Origin of the sequence: Paenibacillus sp. EKM211P, assembly GCF_011066175.1 — a bacterium.
In the GTDB taxonomy this organism is placed as follows: Bacteria; Bacillota; Bacilli; order Paenibacillales; family Paenibacillaceae; genus Paenibacillus; species Paenibacillus polymyxa.
Genome location: NZ_JAAMNS010000011.1, coordinates 18,595 through 36,899 on the forward strand (window position 1 = coordinate 18,595; position 18,305 = coordinate 36,899).

Below are 18,305 nucleotides of genomic sequence, written 5' to 3' on the forward strand. Positions count from 1 at the left end.
TATATATGTATGCATCTACCTGGATAAAGGTGTACTCAGCTCGGCTTTCTAACCTCAAAAGGAGCATTCGCTAAGTTAGCGAATGCTCCTTTTGAGTGTACTCCTTTTCGTCTGTAAAATGACCCGTAAGATGGACACTTTCAATTAAGTGTCCATCTTACGGGTCACAGTTCACCGAAATCATTACTGGTCGGAATTCTTCACCCGGAACTGATCAGCATGACGCTGTAGATTGTTGGAGAGTGTGGTCAGATTACGGGCTACTTCGGATAGTTCTTTTACCGCTAGGGCCTGCTTCTGTGCGCTTGCGGATACATCTTCTGTCATTCCGGCAGTTTGCTGCGCCGCGCTGGCTGTGTGCTTCAGATGTTGATCTACGCTGTGACGTACCTCCTGCATTTCTGTGGTCAATTGGGCCAGATGTGCAGCCAGTTCCTCAACTTCCTCTGATACCTGGGTGACTTTATCAACAGACTGTAGACATAATGCAATTTGTTTTTCTTGTTCATTGACAGTGTTTATATTTTCATCAAATTGATCGCCCATTTGCTCAATTTGCTCGACAAAACTACTTAAGATTTCGTCAATTTCACGAATAGATATGGCAGATTGTTGGGCAAGTTGTCCCATTTCATGAGCTACGACAGAAAAACCTTTACCAGCTTCCCCTGCACGCGAAGCTTCAATCGAGGCATTAAAGGATAAAATCTGCGTCTGCTTTACGATGCCCTGTACCTGCTGTCCAATGTTAGCTGCTTCGCGGGACTTTTCAGTTAGCGCGTGTGACATACGCTGCATTTGCTTGATTCGCAGAGCGCTTTCTCGTCCCTTCTCCAATAGCAGTTCATGTTCACTGGCTACCTGATTACGGACTTCATTGAGATGGCGCGCCGTATCCGTAAATTGGTGCACATGGCTTCCGACTTCATCCAGCGTTTGTCCTAAGCGGTCAGATTGCTGAACCGACTCTATCGTTTGATCTGCTTGGTTTGTAGATACATCGGCAATTTGCTGGAGTGTGCGGGACAGTTCCTCGGTTTGGTGAAGGGTTCCTTCTGATGTCACGACGATATTCTCGGATGCTTGCTGAAGTGTACTCGAACTGCTTTGAATGTCCACAATCATATTGGACATGGCTTCTACCATCCGGTTCGTCAAGTCGCTGATTTCACCTAGCTGATCATACGTAACTTGCTGCGATGTAGCCGTAAGATTGCCATCAGCTACTTGCTCCAGTGTATCTTTAATAAACCGCACTTGACGTAGTATTCGACGTGTTACCAGCATCATTGCCGCAATGGAAATGATCAGAATGATGGAGACCACAGGGATAACTAGCCGATAGGCCTCAGGCAAGGTTTTCTCGTATACTTCAGTTACAGAGGCTAGAGATCTGTCGATTCCCAGATAGCCTATGATGGTTCCATCTGTATCCTTAATGGGTGTAAAGGAAGAAAACATCGTTCCCCAATCAGGGTCCGTTGTGATATCTGTAGTTACCGTCTCCCCTTGTTTCAATCTATTTGCCGTTTCTTTACGGGTAAAACTTACAGGACTTCCGAAAGGACTGTAGTCTTTGTCGTCCCAAGCAGCTCCGTCCACTGTAAGCTTCCACTCATCGCCAACACGATTGTACATATACATATACAGGACTCCGCTTTGCAGCCTGAGCGTATTTAACTCGTTCCGAAGTTTTTTATACTCACTGCTCTGCTCGGATGGATTCGTGTTTAAGCTTTTGACGGCTGATTTGTCCAGTAGCTTGGCCGTATTCACCGCCAACGCTTCATTGTTTAGCTGCATGGTTGATAGAGAAGCATTCTGAATAGATAGTTTGGTCGTCCACAGAATCATGACGCCAATCACAACTAAAGGAATGAGCAAGATGAAGTAGAGTTTGGATTGTAATCCCATTCTTTTTTTGACTTTGCTTTTCATAATATGCTCCTTACTATATTATTTCACCTTCCTATATATCGTGTTTAACTAGGAAAATATGAATAGTAATTCATATGTTTCATGAATTTTTTGCATATTTACGCAAGTTTCATCCCATAGAAAAAAGCCTTAGCTCAGCAATAACCGAGTTAAGGCTTGTAGTTTATGATTTACAAATCGTCAAATCCGTTGTCATCTCCGACCTTGCCATAATTGCGTGATTTTGCTTCAAAAAAGTCTGTTTTTGTTGCATTCAGCGCTTCATCGGAAAATGGCTTGATCCAAGGCATACAGTTTACATCTACACCTTCGTATGCTTTGTCCATACCCAGAAGTCTTAGGCGCATGTTTGCCATGTATTTGATATAATCGCTCAGCTCGTTCAAGTCAATGCCGCGAACCTCTTTGAGCGTGTAATGTGCCCAATTCGTTTCCAGTTCCACGGCGCGATTGATCATACGATAGACATAGTCCGTATTTTCCTTGGTATTCAGCTCAGGGAAATCGGACAATAGCTGCTTGAACACTTCAGCAAAGAAGTAGCAATGCTGATTTTCGTCGCGCTGAATATACGAGATCATCTGGCTGGTGGCCATCATTTTTTGGTCACGGGCCAAATTGTAAAAGAAAGCAAATGTACTGTAAAAGAATATGCCTTCCAGAATTAAATCCGCTACCATGGCTTGGAAAAAGGTTTGCGGGTTCTGCTCATCGCGGAACTCTTGATAAATGTCTGAGATAAATGTGTTACGCTCCAACAGGACAGGATCATTTTTCCAGTATTCAAAAATTTCCTTCTGCTCCTGCTCCGATACCAGGGAAGACAGCACGTAAGAGTAGGACTGGTTATGCACGACTTCCTGTTGTCCGATAATGGCCGAAATAGCTTCCAGCGAGGAATCGGTAAAATATCGTTTTACATCTCCGACAAACATGGTTTGCATGGAATCCAGCACAGCCAGCAGGCCGATATTAATTTTGAATGTGCGCTGTTCTTCGGCATCCAGCATAGGGAACTGGGACGCATCCTTGGACATCGGAATTTCATCCGGAATCCAGTGGTTTAGCAGCAGCACCTTATATAGTTTGTACATATGCGGCATCCGAATATCGTTCCAGTTCAGGATACCGGAGTTTTCGCCTTCAATAATACGGGTAGAGCGGTTAGGCGCTTCCGTGTTAAAAATCTTTTGTAACTGCATGAGAGCCTCTCTCCTTTAGTTTAGGATGCGCAGCTTTCGCATTCTTCAATCGTCAGTGCGCGGCTGCGTACATAATAGGTCGACTTCATACCTGATTTCCAGGCATGAATATGCAGCGCTAAAAATTCGGTAGCTTTAATATCTGGGCGTACATACAGATTAAAGCTTTGACCTTGGTCAATATGACGCTGACGTGCAGAAGCCATGTTGATCGAAGCGTGTTGATCCAGCAAGAAAGCTGTTTTGTAGTACCAGATGGTTTTTTCATTCAAATCTGGTGCAGGGTTAGCGATCTTGTAGGTTGTTTTCTCTTCATAGGAAAGCAACTCATACAGTGGATCAATACTAGCGGTAGAGCCTGCGATAATGGACGTAGAACCATTAGGCGCAATGGCGAACAGCCATGCGTTACGGACACCGTTTTGTTGGACTTCTTCCGCAAGCTCGCTCCACTCGGACGTAGTGACGAATTTGCCTTCACGTGTACCGTCTGTATAGCCACGGGAAGTGAAATAATGCCCGGTCGACCAGTCAGAACCCTCGAATTTGGCATAACGGCCTTTTTCTTTCGCCAGCTCCATGCTGGATTTTACGGCCAGGTAGTTAATTTTTTCATACAAATGATCATTATAGGTTACCGCTTCATCGGACTCCCAGCGGATGCCCTCAAGTGCGAGTAGATGATGCAGCCCAAATGTACCCAGGCCAACTGCACGATATTGGCTGTTCGTGTATTGTGCTTGCAGCACCTCAATGTTGTTGATATCAATAACATTATCCAGCATACGTACCTGAATCGGTACGAGACGATCCAACACACCTGCCGGAACGGCACGAGCCAGATGGATGGAGTTCAGGTTGCACACCACAAAGTCGCCAGGAATTTTGGAGATAACAATGCGTGTTTGTCCGTCCTTGGTGACCAATTCTTCTTTTTCTACTACTGTTGCAGATTGATTTTGCATAATCTCCGTACACAGGTTGGAGGAATACACCATCCCATGAGCGCGGTTCGGATTAGCACGGTTTACCGTATCGCGGTAGAACATGTACGGTGTACCTGTTTCCAGCTGTGATTTCATCAGACGCTTCATGATGTCAATGGCAGGCACTGTAATACGAGAGAGGATCGGATGCTGTGACGCCTCCTCATACTTCTCACGGAAGGAGCCTGAACCAAAGGATTCATCATAGAAATCCTCCAGTCCCAGTGGACGACCCTTGTCATCCTTCCAGCCCATCACCTTCTTCACTTCATGCGGACAGAACAGATTCCATTCGCCCCGTGCTTCGACCCGCTCCATGAACAGATCGGGCAGACATACGCCGTGGAATACGTCATGTGCACGCATCCGCTCATCACCGTTATTCAGCTTCAGGTCCAGGAACGCCAGAATATCCTTGTGGAATACGTCCAGATAAACGGCAATTGCCCCTTTGCGTGTACCCAGCTGGTCTACGCTAACAGCTGTATTGTTCAATTGGCGAATCCAAGGGATAACGCCAGAGCTTGTATTTTTATGTCCGCGGATATCGGAGCCGCGCGCACGCACTTTACCGAGGTATACGCCGATACCGCCACCCATTTTACTAAGACGGGCTACATCGGTATTGGAATCGAAAATACCTTCCAATGAGTCGTCTACGGTGTCGATAAAGCAGCTGGAGAGCTGTCCGGCCACCTTTTTTCCGGCATTGGACATGGTTGGTGTAGCTGCGGTCATGTACATGTTGCTCATCGCCCAGTATGCTTCCTTGACCAGCTCCATACGCTTGTCGGCTGGCTCTTGATGCATCAGGTACATTGCAATAATCATGTAGCGCTCCTGTGGAAGCTCCATTACGCGTCCGTCAAAATCATTGGCCAAATAGCGCTCAGACAGCGTCAACAGTCCAATATAGTCGAACAGCAGGTCATTCTGCGGCATTATGGAATCGCCGAGCTCATCAATCTGCTCCTTGGTGTAGCAGTCAAGCAGTTCCTGACGGTAGATTCCTTTTTGCACTAGATCGGTGATCAGTGGATAAAAAGCGCCGTAAGGCTCGTCTGCATAGGATTTGTAACGGCGGTGAGTAGCTGCCTTTTTGTATAAGGAGGTGAGCAAAGCGCGTGCAGCGGCAAATTTCCAGTCTGGTTCTTCCTTGCTAACCAGTTCTAGAGCAGCCATTGCAAATGCGTTGCTAATCTCATCTCCAGTGACTTCGTCCCGGCGGAGCTTACTAGTTACACCGCGAATGAGTCGATCTTTATCCAGCTTGTCCAGCCCGCTGAGTACACGGTCAGCATATACGGATATACGTATTTCATCAAAAGCCAACTGGCGATTGTTTGGTTTGGTTACGAGTTGTGGCATAGGATTAATTCCTCGCTTTCTTGATTTGGAATTCATACTTAGGGAATAGGCATGAAAATGATCTGAGAAAAGAAACTGGTGAAAAAAGCGATGGTCAGACAGCATTTTGGGGCTGTATGTAATCCAATAACATAGAAATAGCGATGCGCCTGCCAATGAAGGGAAAAAGATGGTTTCCGTAGGAATCATCGGCTACATCACTATATTTAGAGGTGTTATGAATATTTAACCCAACATATTGTGTATATAAACTTAAAATTTCAAATAAGTGCAAGGAGTATTATAGCAACATTCGAAGCCATACGTAAAGGAAAAGGAATGGAAAATCAAAATATGCAGAGAAGTCGCGGGCTGTATTTGAATTGAGACGGAGTGAACGGTACAATAAATGATAAAGAGGTTTCCTACTAAAATAAGCCGTATACATATGGAACTTTTTTGAAGAACAAGGTTGCTTTATCGACTGAGTTTTTAGAATTTTAAAAAAGATGATTTTTTCAATTTAAAGGAGGAACTTGGTGATGGCCATTGCAGAAGTGACAGTAATCCCGATTGGAACGGGGAGTACGAGCCTGAGCGACTACGTTGCTCAAATGCAAAAAGTGTTGAAGACGCAAAAGGGAATTACCTATGAACTTACCTCTATGAGTACGATTATTGAAGGTTCGTTGGACGATGTGTTCACTGCTATTGCTGCGCTACACGAAGCGCCATTCCTAGCAGGAGCCAAACGCGTTTCCACCTCAGTCAAAATTGATGATCGCCGTGACAAGCCTTCCTCCAGTCGCCAAAAGCTGCGATCCGTCGCAGATAAGCTATCCGGAACCACGGCAGGGAATGTTACAGAATTAAATCCAAATCTTAGTTGATAAAGTTGATGTAAGAGATTGATTTTTATGTAACTAAGAGTATAATAGTTTTTGTTGTCAGTCACACTGACCTGCTGGTGTAGCTCAGGGGTAGAGCAACGCACTCGTAATGCGTAGGTCGGGGGTTCAATTCCCTTCACCAGCATTCTATAAAACTCAAGCACAGCGCGGTTTCCAAGCTTTTTGGAAGTCGCGCTTTTTTATTGAACTAAGGATTCTTCTACCATTTTTCTACCCTTTAGTCTAATAAAGTGGGTTCTTCGGTGCTAATGCTCTCTCCTGTGATTGAATCGCCAATGTTTTTTAACACCGCTTCTTGGAGATTCGGAAGAACATGTGAATAGGTATCCAGAGTTACATTGATAGACGAATGTCCAAGTCGCTCTTGAACGATCTTTGGATGGATACCAGCTTTGAGAAGTAGTGTTGCATGAGTGTGTCGCAAATCGTGGAAACGAATATGGGGAAAGGTTACCGGAACGACATGTACCCAATTAGTGGGAGTACGTTTGCTGAACGCAGAAGGGCAGCGATAAAAAAGATAGCTCATAGCTTCCAAATACTCGGCTTGTTAGATTTGGTACAAGCTGAATATCAAATTGGAGAACTGTCTAACTTGCAGTTTTTGGAGTTGAGACCAAGGTGAGCTTGTATGAGTCAGATTATAGGGGCTTTCCCCCTTTGGAGGTGTGAACCTTGGCAAATGTTATCGCTGCGATAGAGCAGCTACTGGATATGCGTTTGGAGTTGGATGATACGATACGACTGCTCGGTTTTGACCCGGAAGCATCGGACCGTCAGCAGGCAGGGACGGACGAGCGTGTGTTGCTTCATTTACAGGATATTTATTGGGCACTCAGTCGGGAAATTCCCAGTGTGGATTACGCAAAGGCGCTGGTTCAGGAGGCAGTGACTTTTTGCAAAATTAATTTATTGCAGGAACAAAAAATGAGTAGTCCACATGAAAAAAAATTTATGATTATATAGAATTAGATTTAAATTTTTTTGTGAAATTATACAGTCCCCTATGCTTAATTAACCATAGGGGATAAGGTTAGACGTTCAATTTATCGCAATAAATAATTGTTAGATAAATTTATGGAATCAGCGTAGTTAGTTAAGAAAGAGTAGCAAGAAGTGAATTTATTTTAACTAGAAAACTATAAACAATTTGTGCTTAAAATGGAACTTGAAAGAATTGTCTGGTAAGTCAAAGTTGGAAATACCCAACCGGAAGTGGTACCAAAAGGTCGGCTATTATGAATAAACATATAAAAAGACTGACCATTATTAGTAGTGAGATATGCCCACTTACCTATACAACCAGGTGCATATAAGATGTAAGGGTTTCCTTGAGCATCGGTTGGAGATGGTGTTGGAGAAGGATAGGGAGTTACGCCTGCCGGAAAGGGAGGTTGCGAAACGGTAGATGTAGGTGTTGGAAAAGAGGGGGGAGATGAAATTGATCTTGTAAAGGATTTAGTTTTTTTCTCATTGATAATTAGTCTCCTTGTTAATGAATTTGGTCTACTTTCCCAAGATATGCAGCTTAATTCTTTAAGGGAATAGGTGTCTACCTAAATTCATAAGGGAAAACTGTATATGAAGATTAGTATTTCCAGAAAGTTAAAATGGAGAATGTTATAAAAATCCCCAGATTCCTTGGCCGGGCTCGCGGGGGTCACTAATAGTAAATCATTCCTCCTGACATTATATCATATGACAAAGGGGAATGAGGGGAATGGCGATGGTATGGGAACAAGGGGAGCTCTTCGCGAAAGCAATTAAACAGGAGATCCAGCAGACAAAGTTCCTGCTCGAAAAATATACAGATATGGTTGCACTTATGAAAGACTTTGAGCAGTTTGAGCAGGATCTTCAGCAAGTAGGTATTGATGGCGAAGCAGCTCGCCGCATCGATCAGACTGATTTGCATGCAGACAAGACAGTAAATGCTACGATTCTGATCGAAAAGCAGCGTTGGGTCTACAGCAGGTATAACTTTTATACGAGACAGCTTCGCCGGGCGCACGGTCTGATTAAGGATGATGACGCCCGTAAAGCGATAGAATACCGATATATTCAGGGTTATACCTATAAAGAAACATTGCTTTTCTTCCGTCGCAGTCTCAGTGACAGCACTATCCGACGTAAACTTGGTGAGGGTACTGAGAGTATGGAAAACACATTGAAATTGATGGGATTCTTTGATATGAATAATACGGAGCTTTAAGTAATTTATCCATGGAGTGAAAGAAGACGTAATTAAGTGAGCAGAGTAAGAATTATGCTTTTTTAATCCTATAAGTTATAACAATCAAGTTTAATTATAGATAGAATATTAACAATTACTTACAGAAGCATCAATCGATTTTATGGAGAAATCTTAATTTCGAGTGGGTGCTTTTTTTGATTACAAGGAGGGGGGGATGAAAAAATCGAAGAAGTATCAGCTCAAAAGAGTCTATAGAGGATAGATTAATAATATGTGGAAGTTATCAACAATATAGAACGTTTGTTCCTGTTGATATTGTTGATAACTTGTAATATCATAATCAACACAAGACATCATCCAATTATTACATATGAGGAGTAATACAAATATGAAAAGGAATTCTTTGCAGGAGCATCAGCATTTGAACATAATCAAACTGATTTCTGAAAGACTTCTTAATAGTGGGTACTCCGTGTTAGCTGATCATATAGATTGGCCATATGGTAGACCACTTCCCATAAACGGACAGCACCCAGATATTTTCGCTTTTAATGCCTATGAGACAATTATATACGAAGTACAAACAAAAGACACATATCAAAGCAGATTTGTTATAGAAAAGCTACGTTCATTTAGTCAAAATCCTGAATTTAGAACTTACATGGTTCTTCCATTTACGTTTGGGTTGAATGAGCACATTCCTAAGGCTCAAGAATTACTGAAAAAAGCAGAGCTTAATGTCCATTTAGCTACATGTGATTTAAAGCGGAATGAAATTGAATTCTATTAAATATAGAAAGCATCCGAGGGGAGTCAAAGAAAAAGATGAAGAGATTTACGCTTTATTTAGATGAAATTCTAACTGGTGGCCATTTTGAGCATTTTTGCTTAATGGGACTTGCTATTGCTGAAGAAGACTATGAAAAAAAAGTAATACCCTATGTTAATGAGTTGAAAAAGAAGTTTTTTGGTGATGATAAGGTGATAATTCATGAAATGGATATAAATAGGCATAAGACAGCAACACCATTTAAGGTATTTCAAGACAAGCAAAAACTTCAAGAGTTTTGGAATGATATCACTAATATGTTTAATTCATATGATATTCCTATATTCGGAGTTAGCATTCATGAAGATAACTGCAAAAAATTATATGAAAATGGTCGGGATAAGTATTTTATCGCGCTTCAATTAATTATGGAAAATTTCGTTCACTTTCTTGAACTCAATGATGCAAAGGGTTCTATTTACTTGGAATCGACCAATTCTGATCCGGACCAGAAAGATCAACAATTACAACATCATTTTCATTACCTTATGGCTCAGGGTACTCTATTTTATAGTAATAAAACTGTCCAGAAACGTCTCAGTACGATAAATTTTAGCTTAAAGCCAGACAACGTCATTGGGCTACAAATTGCAGATTTATTACCTAACACATGGAATCGAAAACTTTCCGGTAAGTCGCAAAGAACTTATGGTTTGCTTGATGTCATAGAAAAGCAAGCATATGATGGGGGGTGCAATAAAAAGGACAGATTTGGACTGAAGATTATACCATAAATTATTGACTTCATTGCTATAAAAGGGTACCATATAATTGTGGTGATTGCGAAAGCCTTCTTCACAAATTTCTTGATAAGAACTGCGAAAGCTCTTCTTAGTACTAAAAGACATGTATTTTTTTGGAGCAAGTCGATGATACTGATACTATGATACATGGAGACTGCGAAAGCTCTCTTCTGTATCAATAATTGAGGGAACTGCGAAAGCTCTTTCCTCAAAAGAAGCATCCTTCGGGGTGCTTCTTTTCGTAATTATTAAGAGTTTTTGGTTTTAAATTTTAGTTTCCGCTAACTTTATTCTGTTTTTTATTAAGGTTCAATTTTTTTGTTTTACATTTTATAAAATGAAATGATTTACCAGAACACAACTATAGTCAGAAGTGATTGTCTGTATCATTGGTCGTCTGCTTAGCAACTTCTATTCATAGAAGCGGTGTTTTTTGACTGTAAGATGGGCATAGGATGAACATTTATTGGCTAAAAGTTGAGCACCACATGACGGTTTTCCCATGGTATATTGATAGCGTGGAAATGAAGGAAACAGACGATGGGCTGGCGAATGTGCCGGTCCTTTTTTTGTTGCTCTCTTCCTAATCACATGGCACGCGCAGGCGGCAAGGCACCAGTTAACCAGCGGAAACATGAACAGTTTGGTCAGAACCCTTGCGAGGTTCAATTCCGCAGCGTGTCTATTAAAGTAGCTAATCAACTTCCCTTTTCTGTCGATATAAACAGAAAAGGGAGGGATTGGCAAATGAATAATAGAAAACCGATGTTATTTATTAAATTTGGGCAGAAAGAGCACTTGGAATCGTTGCAAAAAGGAAACTTATATTTAAATAATTTAGACTACTTTATACAAATGGAAAAAAAGAATAACAAAAAGGGAATGGGTGATAAGTCAGAAGCATCTTTGATGTTGACAAATGTATCAATTAAATTTTTTCACCATGATACACATGAGCTTGCTTTTACATTTGATTCTGCCAAAACAAGTTTACGGATGGATGAGGTTCTTACAAAACCCGTTTTCTGTATTATGTGGGTCGCTGCTGAGGATTTCGAAGTAATTAAGGAAGATGAGAATGAAGTAGAAGCTGTGTTATCCTTTGATGCTGAGCAACAGAAGGAAATGCTTTCTGAGTTTGGAGATCATGCTCTAGTAATAGAAGCTGCTAGATTTATAGAGGCTTTGGAGAGAACTTTGGATCAAATGGAGTTATGTTGTGCAACTAGCAAAATTGATTATATAAATTATTCAACTAACAAGAATGCACATCTACCGGAATTAATGAATAATGATCTGTCTGTTTATTTTAAGAAAGATCATTCACTTTCTTATCAAAAAGAGTTTCGTGCTGTTATTTTAAATAAAGATATTGAGGAACCCATAACAATTAATATTGGGGATATGACTTCCTTTTCAGGAATTCTTCCTTCTCCTCATCTACTAAGTGGAGGATTCGGCGTTAAAATTAACCTGAAGCATGAAAGTTCATAAACTGTGAAAAAAGTAGAGTTTCGTAGATAATCAGTTAGTTGTTAACTGTGACGAGTGAATTTATTGATTGACCATTTTCTGAGCGATCAGTAAAATGGTCTTGTTCTTCCTCTCTAGTAACTAAGTACAGATGCTTTTATGCAACAGCGTAGCGTTTTGCATCCCGCTTGCGGGAATAGGCTCTACCGCTGTTTATTTTTTCGGGTTTTAAATAAGCGCCTCAGTTCATTTGGTGCTGTAAATACATAGGCAGATACAAGTCACTCATTTGGGTGGCTTTTTTAATTGCCTTGAAAGGATTTTTGGTTTGAAGAAGAAGCAGAAGAAAGGAATTTTGCTTTACATGAAAGGCCCACCAAAACAGCCTAAAAAATGCAAAGGTTGTGTGTGGGGTAGATGGGATGGGGTTAAACAGTTTTGTCCGAAGCCCGGTAATTGTGTTAAAGAGGGAAAACCTTCCTGAATGTCGAATTTTGGAATTAGACAAAAGCTAGGGGGGAATCCTTTTGAATGTTTTTGAAGGTGCAAATGTAGATATATGGGGTGCTGTAGGAGGAAATAGACTGCTAATACTCATTGGAATGTTAATATTTTGGATCGTAGTATGTGTGTTTATTAGCAAAGTGCTTGATAAAAGGACTACTGGTACAATTGCGGGCGTTGGTGGTTTAGCTATCATGCTTTTTTGGGTCATGCGTTTTCTCAATTAAAAAGGCATCCTTCGGGGTGCTTTTTCTTTTGCTCTCATACGACAATATGCGAGCTATTCTGAGCCTTCTTCCTGTTATACGGACGAATGCCGGAAGGAGTACAGCAAAGAGCAGAGAGAGGGAATATACACGCTTTGACAGCCTGTTAGCCACCTACCCGAATAGTGGAAACCAACTCAACACAATTCCTAACTTTAAAATTCACTTAAATGGAATAAATGAGAAATTTCTTTGGTATAAATGATACTTAACTGTTAGAATAAATTTGAAAAATAATTAATGAAGGAAGTACAAATATGATTAAACTAAGAGATCCAGAAATTAGAGAGGTTTTAATTGAAAGACTCATAAGTGAACACTCTAAATCATCGGAGACTCTGATCATTAATGAAATGAGTGTTAGTCAAGGATTGTCTCGTGTGGATGTGGCAGTTCTTAATGGTATTATGCAAGGTTATGAAATTAAGAGCGAAAGTGATAAGTTAATAAGATTACCTTTACAGGTTACTGAGTACAATAAGGTTTTTGAAAGAATGACTATTGTTACAGCAGATAGTTACTTAGAAGGTGTAAAGGAAATTGTACCATCTTGGTGGGGAATAATAAAAGTCTCCAACAAAAAGGGGATTCCTACTTTACGAACTGTAAAGAAAGGTAGAGTTAATCCTTCATTGGATTCATTAGCCTTAGCACAATTATTATGGAGAGATGAGGCAATTGACCTTCTTAAAAAAAGGGGCTTGGAGAAGGGGGTCCTTTCCAAGCCTAAAAGAGAAATATATAAAAGGATTGCCGATTCTGTTAAACCTGAGGAGCTAAAGTTGGAGGTAAACCAGTACTTGAAGACAAGGAAAGGCTGGCGAGGTCACTTGCTACCTTAGTCAGGTGATGATTAATACCTGCAACGACCCATGCTTCCAAGTTTCCTGTCGTACCTCCGTTTGCACAGTTGTAAATGTAGGAGTCTCCGAAAGAAAAATTTTGTCCAGAAAATCGTGGGTCAGACACTACTGCTACACAAATGTTTCTCATGCATGAAAAACCATTTCCAGTCAGATCGCCACGATGAACCCAGTATTCATTATCACAAGTATACTTCAGACTTGAGATAATTTTATTGAGCAGCCATGGTTCAAGATTTACAAAGTTCGGATTAGTAATAGTGTAGTCGCCAAAAGAAGGTTTCCGTACAAGATTCGTTTTCATAATTTTAGAAAAAATATTCCATTCAGCTCTAGGAACAGATCCTGAGCTGAATTTTTTTATTGTGGTAGAAAAAGTTTTAGGAATACTTGTTGCACAAATCGTGAGCGTTCTCCATGAATTAATGTCAGGGAACTGAATCAAGGAGTTGATAATCTGACTGTAAATAGCTAGTTCTTTTGCTGGATTAATTTGTTCAAAATCGATGACTATATCAGTTTCACTCTTGTCAACGTGAGCCAAAGATAGGAGGTCATCAATGTCAGATTCAAGCTGAGTAATGTCATCCAGCTGTTCTTCATGGATTCTGATGCAAATACCTCTTTGGAATTTTTGTACAACATTATATACAGCACTTTGGTATGAAGCATCTCTTGCTGTTCCTGTAACAGGAATAGTCTGATTACCTTCGTTCTCAATTGAATCAATTATGAATTCAAGAGGATGTTGTCCAGTAGAAAGATAATCATCTTCAAAGTCTTCATTGTCATAAATGGGTGCGGAATCGACAAATACTGGTGCAGTAGATTTCCAACAATTTCTTAAATCCTTTCCAATGTTTGCAAGATGTTCGTCAATAGTCTTAGTGAAATTTTCAGTTCTGTGATTGTATGGTACTGGTTGAATCTCTAGTAAAGGAGTAATACGGCTTTTAATCGTAGGAGTCAGGTGTTCTAGAGCAGTTCTTTCACCTCTTTTCCATTTTATTACTGCTACATAATGATCTGAACTAAACAATGGTCGTTCCTCCTATTTTTTATTTTCTTATGTGTGAAATAAGAACTATTTTTAATCTAACACAAAAGAACCATAATTTACATTTGATTTTTCCTTATACTTCTAGAAGGTACAATATATGAACATCAGAGTCATTCCAATTGATCAGATTAATGCAGCAGCATACAACCCGAGGGTTGACCTTCAGCCAAGTGATCCAGAGTACGAGAAGCTGAAGCGCAGCCTTGAGCAGTTTGGATACATCGATCCGATTATCTGGAACGAGCGCACCGGGAACATGGTCGGTGGCCATCAACGCTATAAGATCATGGTTAATGAGCTGGGGCATACCGAGTTGGCTGTGTCGATTGTCAACTTGGACGACCAGCAGGAAAGGCTTCTCAATCTGGCGCTTAATAAGGTCGTCGGGAGCTGGGATGATCAAGCCCTTTATCGATTGCTTGATGATCTGCAGGTGAGTGGAGCTAATCTAGCCCTGTCCGGCTTCGATTTGGAAGAGTTTGAGGATTTGGCCGCAGAGTTGGCTGTGCCACATGATGAAGCTTTGGACCTTCCGGTTACCGATGATGACTTTGACGTCCAGCGTGCCCTGGATGAAATCAAGGAACCGGAGACCAGGCGCGGGGATGTATGGCAGCTTGGCCGGCACCGCTTGGTGTGTGGAGATGCGACCAATCCTGATGATGTTGCACTTTTAATGGATGGAGCCAAAGCAGCGCTGGTCGTTACTGATCCACCTTATAATGTGGCCGTTGAGAGTGTTTCAGAGCGTCTGGCAGCTGATGGCCGTAGCAGCATAATGAACGACAACATGCCCGCTGAGGAGTTCGCGGGCTTTTTGTATGCCATTTTTTCCAACTATGCAGTGGCGATGCAGCCAACTGCAGCTATATATGTATTCCATCCTTCATCCTATCAACGGGAGTTCGAGGATGCGATGAACGCAGCTAGCATCGTCGTCCGGACACAATGCGTCTGGGTTAAGAATGCGGCCACATTCGGCTGGGCACAGTACCGTTTCAAACATGAACCAGTCTTTTATGCTCATATGAAAGGCAAATCTCCTGCTTGGTACGGTGATCGGACACAGACAACGGTATGGAAGGCTGGCTTACCTGTTGAGGACCCGCTGCCTGAGACAGTATGGGAGGTTTCGAGGGGCGATGTGAACAAGTACGTCCATCCTACTCAAAAGCCTCTTGATCTGTTGGCCATTCCAATTAAAAATAGCAGCCAGCGTGGTGACGAGGTTGTCGATTTCTTTGGCGGCAGTGGTTCCACGCTTATGACATGTGAGCAGATGGACCGGACATGCCGGACATTGGAACTGGACCCGATTTTCTGCGATGTAATTAAAAAACGATTCCTGGAGAGTACTGGCATTGAGCCAGTCTTGTTGCATCGGGCTGAACCCGTAGCATAGGAAAAAGGAGGACGCGCTAACGTCCTCCCCCCAATCCAGGGTATCCCCCGGCTGAGACAGCGGCCCGCCACGCGTGGCATTTTGCGAACATCCGCTGTCTCGCATTCCAGTATATAGGAAAGCCGAGGGATACGACAATGGGAACAGACAACGAACAACAAGATGCATTACTACAACGTGAGATAGAGATCGTCGAGGGAATCCTCGAATCCAAGGCGCAGTACCGGAAGATTGTTAAGGCTGGTATAGCTCAGTGGGTCAAAGACCTGCAAGCTGGAAATATAAAAATGCAGATGGTCCAGGACTTGGATCGTCTGATTGAGTTGGATATAAAGCTTCAAAAGGATGAGCTGTAAAAGCACATAATAGTCTTGCTAGTTGATTCATAAATATGGATTTATTAAACAATAATATGATTATATTGTAAGGATAATTAAAAACATGGAATCTTTTAGTAGGATGAGGAGGTAGTTAAATATACAAATATAGGAGGAATAAGCTTTGAAGAAGAAACATTTAATTGCATCAGCCCTAGCTTTAGGTATTATTGGCGGGGCTGTTGCCGTACCCAATGCAATTTTTGCGGATTCCGATGCTGTGAGTACTTCCGCAAATACATCGACTTACGGGAACCATGATGAAGTGAAAACACCTGGTAATCATGACGTGGGTCTTTTTAAAACAAAAGACCTTTTTAATGTGGTCCTTGACGGCAAGTCGCCATTAACAGAGTTCTCCATATCTCCTGGATATGGTCATGTTAAGCTGCGTGTAAAAAACAACACCAAGGCGACGCTTACTTTTACCTTAAGGCATGTCAATAGTGGGGATTATTTACTTACCAAGTATGTAGGTGCTGGTGAACCATTTACTTGGTATAGCACGGATAGCTTTTCAAACGGAATGCGCGCAGGAGACTATGAAATACAATGGCGTGCTGGCGGAGCTTATGTAGACGCCACAGCTTGGGGTATATCAGCCACTAGCTCAGATGAACTTTAATTAAACCAAGTTATAAAGTTTTGTATAAAAAAAGCTAACTGGTATCTCGCTTGATTGGAGAACTTTTTTACTTATACTGGAACGAGGTGAGAAGAGCTTCAGGCCATTCGGTTTGAAGCTTTTCTTGCTTCGTTTATAACTCAAAGGAGAAATGATATTTATTGAAAAAGAAAACATTTTTTTCATCAGCCTTATCTTTTTGTTTGTTAGGGGCTGTTGTTGTGCCGAGTGTGATCTGTGCAAGTTCAGATGCGTCTGATTCTGCAAATACATCCAGTATTGCGATCAAAAATGCTGGTAAAACAACTACTGGTGACCATGTAATCACTCCGCAAAGAGCAAGAGATGTTTTTAATGACACGTTCGAAAATGAGAAGAACCCAGTATCACGCTTTGTTTTAGATCCTGGATACGGGCATCTTAAAATTATGGTAAAAAATACAGGTGATTCAACAATGACTTTTAGCCTGGTGCATACAGACAGTAATAAACAATATATTGTTAAGACTGTTGGCGCTCATAAAAGTTTGACCTGGGATAGTGTAAATTCTTTTTCACAAGGGCTGCGCTCTGGAAATTATGAAATACAGTGGAGAGCTGGCGGCGATATTGTGCATGTCACAGCATGGGGTGTGTCAGGAACTGATTCTGCCAAAGTAACGCCTCAAAGGGGTATAGGTGTTATTGATGTCAGATTAACCGGAGGTGCTACCGCAGCAACTGGCTTTGTTATCCCTAAGGGGCATGGACATGTCAAACTCAGTATAAAGAACTATTCGGACCATCCTGTCAAAGTTAGTTTGACACATGAAGGTTCAAACAAAGAATACATTAGTGCTTTACCAATCGCTCCTCATGACACAGTTATTTGGAGAAGCACAGATGAAGGCTACTCATCTGGTATGCGTTCTGGATATTATACATTTCAATGGCGGGGTGCCGATTATAAAGTAGATGGACATGTTTGGGGAGTCGTTGGTACACAGCCTGCGGATGTACAATAGCTTGTGAATTATTTTTAACTCAAAGGAGTAATGGAATTGGTAAAAAAGAAAAAAATATTTCTTCCATTAGCCTTATCTATTGGTTTGTTGGGGGCTGTTGTCGTGCCGAGTGCGATCTTTGCAAGATCAGATGCGCCTGATTCTGCGAATACATCCAGTATTGCGACCAAAAATGCTGGCAAATCAACTACTGGCGACCATGTCATTACTCCACAAGCTACTGATGGACAAATTGTCGATCGTCCAGTAGCTGGATTTAATGATTCTGCTGATTTTGACGTTAAACCAGGGTATGGATATGTAAGATTGTATTTGAGAAACACAGGAAACACTACTATATCCTTTACCGTAAATCAGGGAAGTGTATCTGGTGCGGAAAAGTACAGCGGAACGGTAAAACCGGGTAAAACATTCGATGAAATATTAAATTCAAGCAAGGCGTGGTCCTCAGGGAAATTTTATGTTAGTTTAAGTAGCGGTTCTGGTTCCATGTCTGGAAAGCTTGGAGTTCGGACTAGCACTAATACGAATTTTTAAATATATTGCTGGGAAAGCGAGCCAATGAGGCTCGCTTTTTTTGT

General features: G+C 41.5%; 18 protein-coding genes, 1 tRNA gene and 1 pseudogene. 15 read left to right on the plus strand and 5 right to left on the minus strand.

Features of this window, described 5'->3' with window-relative positions; translation table 11 throughout:
* Nucleotides 1-183: 183 nt before the first annotated feature.
* From G9G57_RS15830 to G9G57_RS15840, 3 genes are all read right to left on the minus strand, one after another.
* On the minus strand, nt 184-1,938 hold the full coding sequence (locus G9G57_RS15830; RefSeq protein ID WP_017428084.1) for a methyl-accepting chemotaxis protein: 1,755 nt from the start codon (nt 1,936-1,938) through the stop codon (nt 184-186).
* A gap of 170 nt (nt 1,939-2,108) precedes the next feature.
* A complete protein-coding gene (locus G9G57_RS15835; protein WP_164965202.1) occupies nt 2,109-3,140 on the minus strand; it encodes a ribonucleotide-diphosphate reductase subunit beta in 1,032 nt (343 codons plus the stop codon).
* 20 nt (nt 3,141-3,160) lie between these two features.
* Nucleotides 3,161-5,494: a ribonucleoside-diphosphate reductase subunit alpha gene (locus G9G57_RS15840; RefSeq protein WP_102998296.1), complete on the minus strand. Its 2,334-nt coding sequence runs from the start codon at nt 5,492-5,494 to the stop codon at nt 3,161-3,163.
* A 521-nt stretch (nt 5,495-6,015) separates the two neighbouring features.
* Here G9G57_RS15840 and G9G57_RS15845 point away from each other — a divergent pair.
* Both G9G57_RS15845 and G9G57_RS15850 read left to right on the plus strand, forming a co-directional pair.
* Nucleotides 6,016-6,363, plus strand: a complete 348-nt coding sequence (locus G9G57_RS15845) for an MTH1187 family thiamine-binding protein (RefSeq protein ID WP_016819451.1) — start codon at nt 6,016-6,018, stop codon at nt 6,361-6,363.
* A gap of 73 nt (nt 6,364-6,436) precedes the next feature.
* A tRNA-Thr gene (locus tag G9G57_RS15850) sits at nt 6,437-6,508 on the plus strand.
* Nucleotides 6,509-6,601: 93 nt separating this feature from the next.
* Here the strand turns inward: G9G57_RS15850 and G9G57_RS15855 are convergent.
* Nucleotides 6,602-6,823: pseudogene (locus tag G9G57_RS15855) on the minus strand (tyrosine-type recombinase/integrase); the annotation flags it as partial.
* Here G9G57_RS15855 and G9G57_RS15860 point away from each other — a divergent pair.
* The 8 genes from G9G57_RS15860 to G9G57_RS15895 all read left to right on the plus strand — a co-directional run bounded on the left by G9G57_RS15860 (nt 6,794) and on the right by G9G57_RS15895 (nt 13,235).
* Entirely contained in the window at nt 6,794-7,009 is a 216-nt protein-coding gene (locus G9G57_RS15860) for a hypothetical protein (protein WP_164965195.1), read from the plus strand. The pseudogene G9G57_RS15855 and the gene G9G57_RS15860 overlap by 30 nt on opposite strands.
* 50 nt (nt 7,010-7,059) lie before the next feature.
* Nucleotides 7,060-7,350 carry a hypothetical protein gene (locus G9G57_RS15865; RefSeq protein ID WP_225683720.1) on the plus strand — a complete coding sequence of 97 codons (291 nt, stop codon included), beginning with the start codon at nt 7,060-7,062 and terminating at the stop codon, nt 7,348-7,350.
* 754 nt (nt 7,351-8,104) lie between these two features.
* Nucleotides 8,105-8,596, plus strand: a complete 492-nt coding sequence (locus G9G57_RS15870) for a hypothetical protein (RefSeq protein WP_164965203.1) — start codon at nt 8,105-8,107, stop codon at nt 8,594-8,596.
* A gap of 370 nt (nt 8,597-8,966) precedes the next feature.
* Nucleotides 8,967-9,368, plus strand: coding sequence for a hypothetical protein (locus G9G57_RS15875; protein ID WP_164965204.1), 402 nt, complete (start codon nt 8,967-8,969; stop codon nt 9,366-9,368).
* A gap of 35 nt (nt 9,369-9,403) precedes the next feature.
* Nucleotides 9,404-10,141 carry a DUF3800 domain-containing protein gene (locus G9G57_RS15880; RefSeq protein WP_164965205.1) on the plus strand — a complete coding sequence of 246 codons (738 nt, stop codon included), beginning with the start codon at nt 9,404-9,406 and terminating at the stop codon, nt 10,139-10,141.
* A gap of 756 nt (nt 10,142-10,897) precedes the next feature.
* Nucleotides 10,898-11,644, plus strand: coding sequence for a hypothetical protein (locus G9G57_RS15885; protein WP_164965206.1), 747 nt, complete (start codon nt 10,898-10,900; stop codon nt 11,642-11,644).
* 506 nt (nt 11,645-12,150) lie between these two features.
* Nucleotides 12,151-12,354: a hypothetical protein gene (locus G9G57_RS15890; protein ID WP_164965207.1), complete on the plus strand. Its 204-nt coding sequence runs from the start codon at nt 12,151-12,153 to the stop codon at nt 12,352-12,354.
* Between the two features lie 296 nt (nt 12,355-12,650).
* Entirely contained in the window at nt 12,651-13,235 is a 585-nt protein-coding gene (locus G9G57_RS15895) for a sce7726 family protein (protein WP_164965208.1), read from the plus strand.
* Here G9G57_RS15895 and G9G57_RS15900 read toward each other — a convergent pair.
* A complete protein-coding gene (locus G9G57_RS15900) occupies nt 13,156-14,295 on the minus strand; it encodes a beta family protein (protein WP_164965209.1) in 1,140 nt (379 codons plus the stop codon). The two genes, G9G57_RS15895 and G9G57_RS15900, sit on opposite strands and share 80 nt — an antisense overlap.
* Before the next feature lie 118 nt (nt 14,296-14,413).
* Here G9G57_RS15900 and G9G57_RS15905 point away from each other — a divergent pair, with 118 nt between their 5' ends.
* The 5 genes from G9G57_RS15905 to G9G57_RS15925 all read left to right on the plus strand — a co-directional run bounded on the left by G9G57_RS15905 (nt 14,414) and on the right by G9G57_RS15925 (nt 18,261).
* Nucleotides 14,414-15,718 carry a site-specific DNA-methyltransferase gene (locus tag G9G57_RS15905; protein ID WP_164965210.1) on the plus strand — a complete coding sequence of 435 codons (1,305 nt, stop codon included), beginning with the start codon at nt 14,414-14,416 and terminating at the stop codon, nt 15,716-15,718.
* 137 nt (nt 15,719-15,855) lie between these two features.
* Entirely contained in the window at nt 15,856-16,074 is a 219-nt protein-coding gene (locus tag G9G57_RS15910; protein ID WP_164965211.1) for a hypothetical protein, read from the plus strand.
* A 145-nt stretch (nt 16,075-16,219) separates the two neighbouring features.
* Nucleotides 16,220-16,720 carry a hypothetical protein gene (locus G9G57_RS15915; RefSeq protein WP_013372023.1) on the plus strand — a complete coding sequence of 167 codons (501 nt, stop codon included), beginning with the start codon at nt 16,220-16,222 and terminating at the stop codon, nt 16,718-16,720.
* 161 nt (nt 16,721-16,881) lie between these two features.
* The gene (locus G9G57_RS15920) at nt 16,882-17,724 is read left to right on the plus strand and encodes a hypothetical protein (protein ID WP_164965212.1); all 843 of its coding nucleotides are present in this window, start codon (nt 16,882-16,884) and stop codon (nt 17,722-17,724) included.
* A 30-nt stretch (nt 17,725-17,754) separates the two neighbouring features.
* The gene (locus G9G57_RS15925; protein ID WP_238799302.1) at nt 17,755-18,261 is read left to right on the plus strand and encodes a hypothetical protein; all 507 of its coding nucleotides are present in this window, start codon (nt 17,755-17,757) and stop codon (nt 18,259-18,261) included.
* The last annotated feature ends 44 nt before the right edge of the window (nt 18,262-18,305 follow it).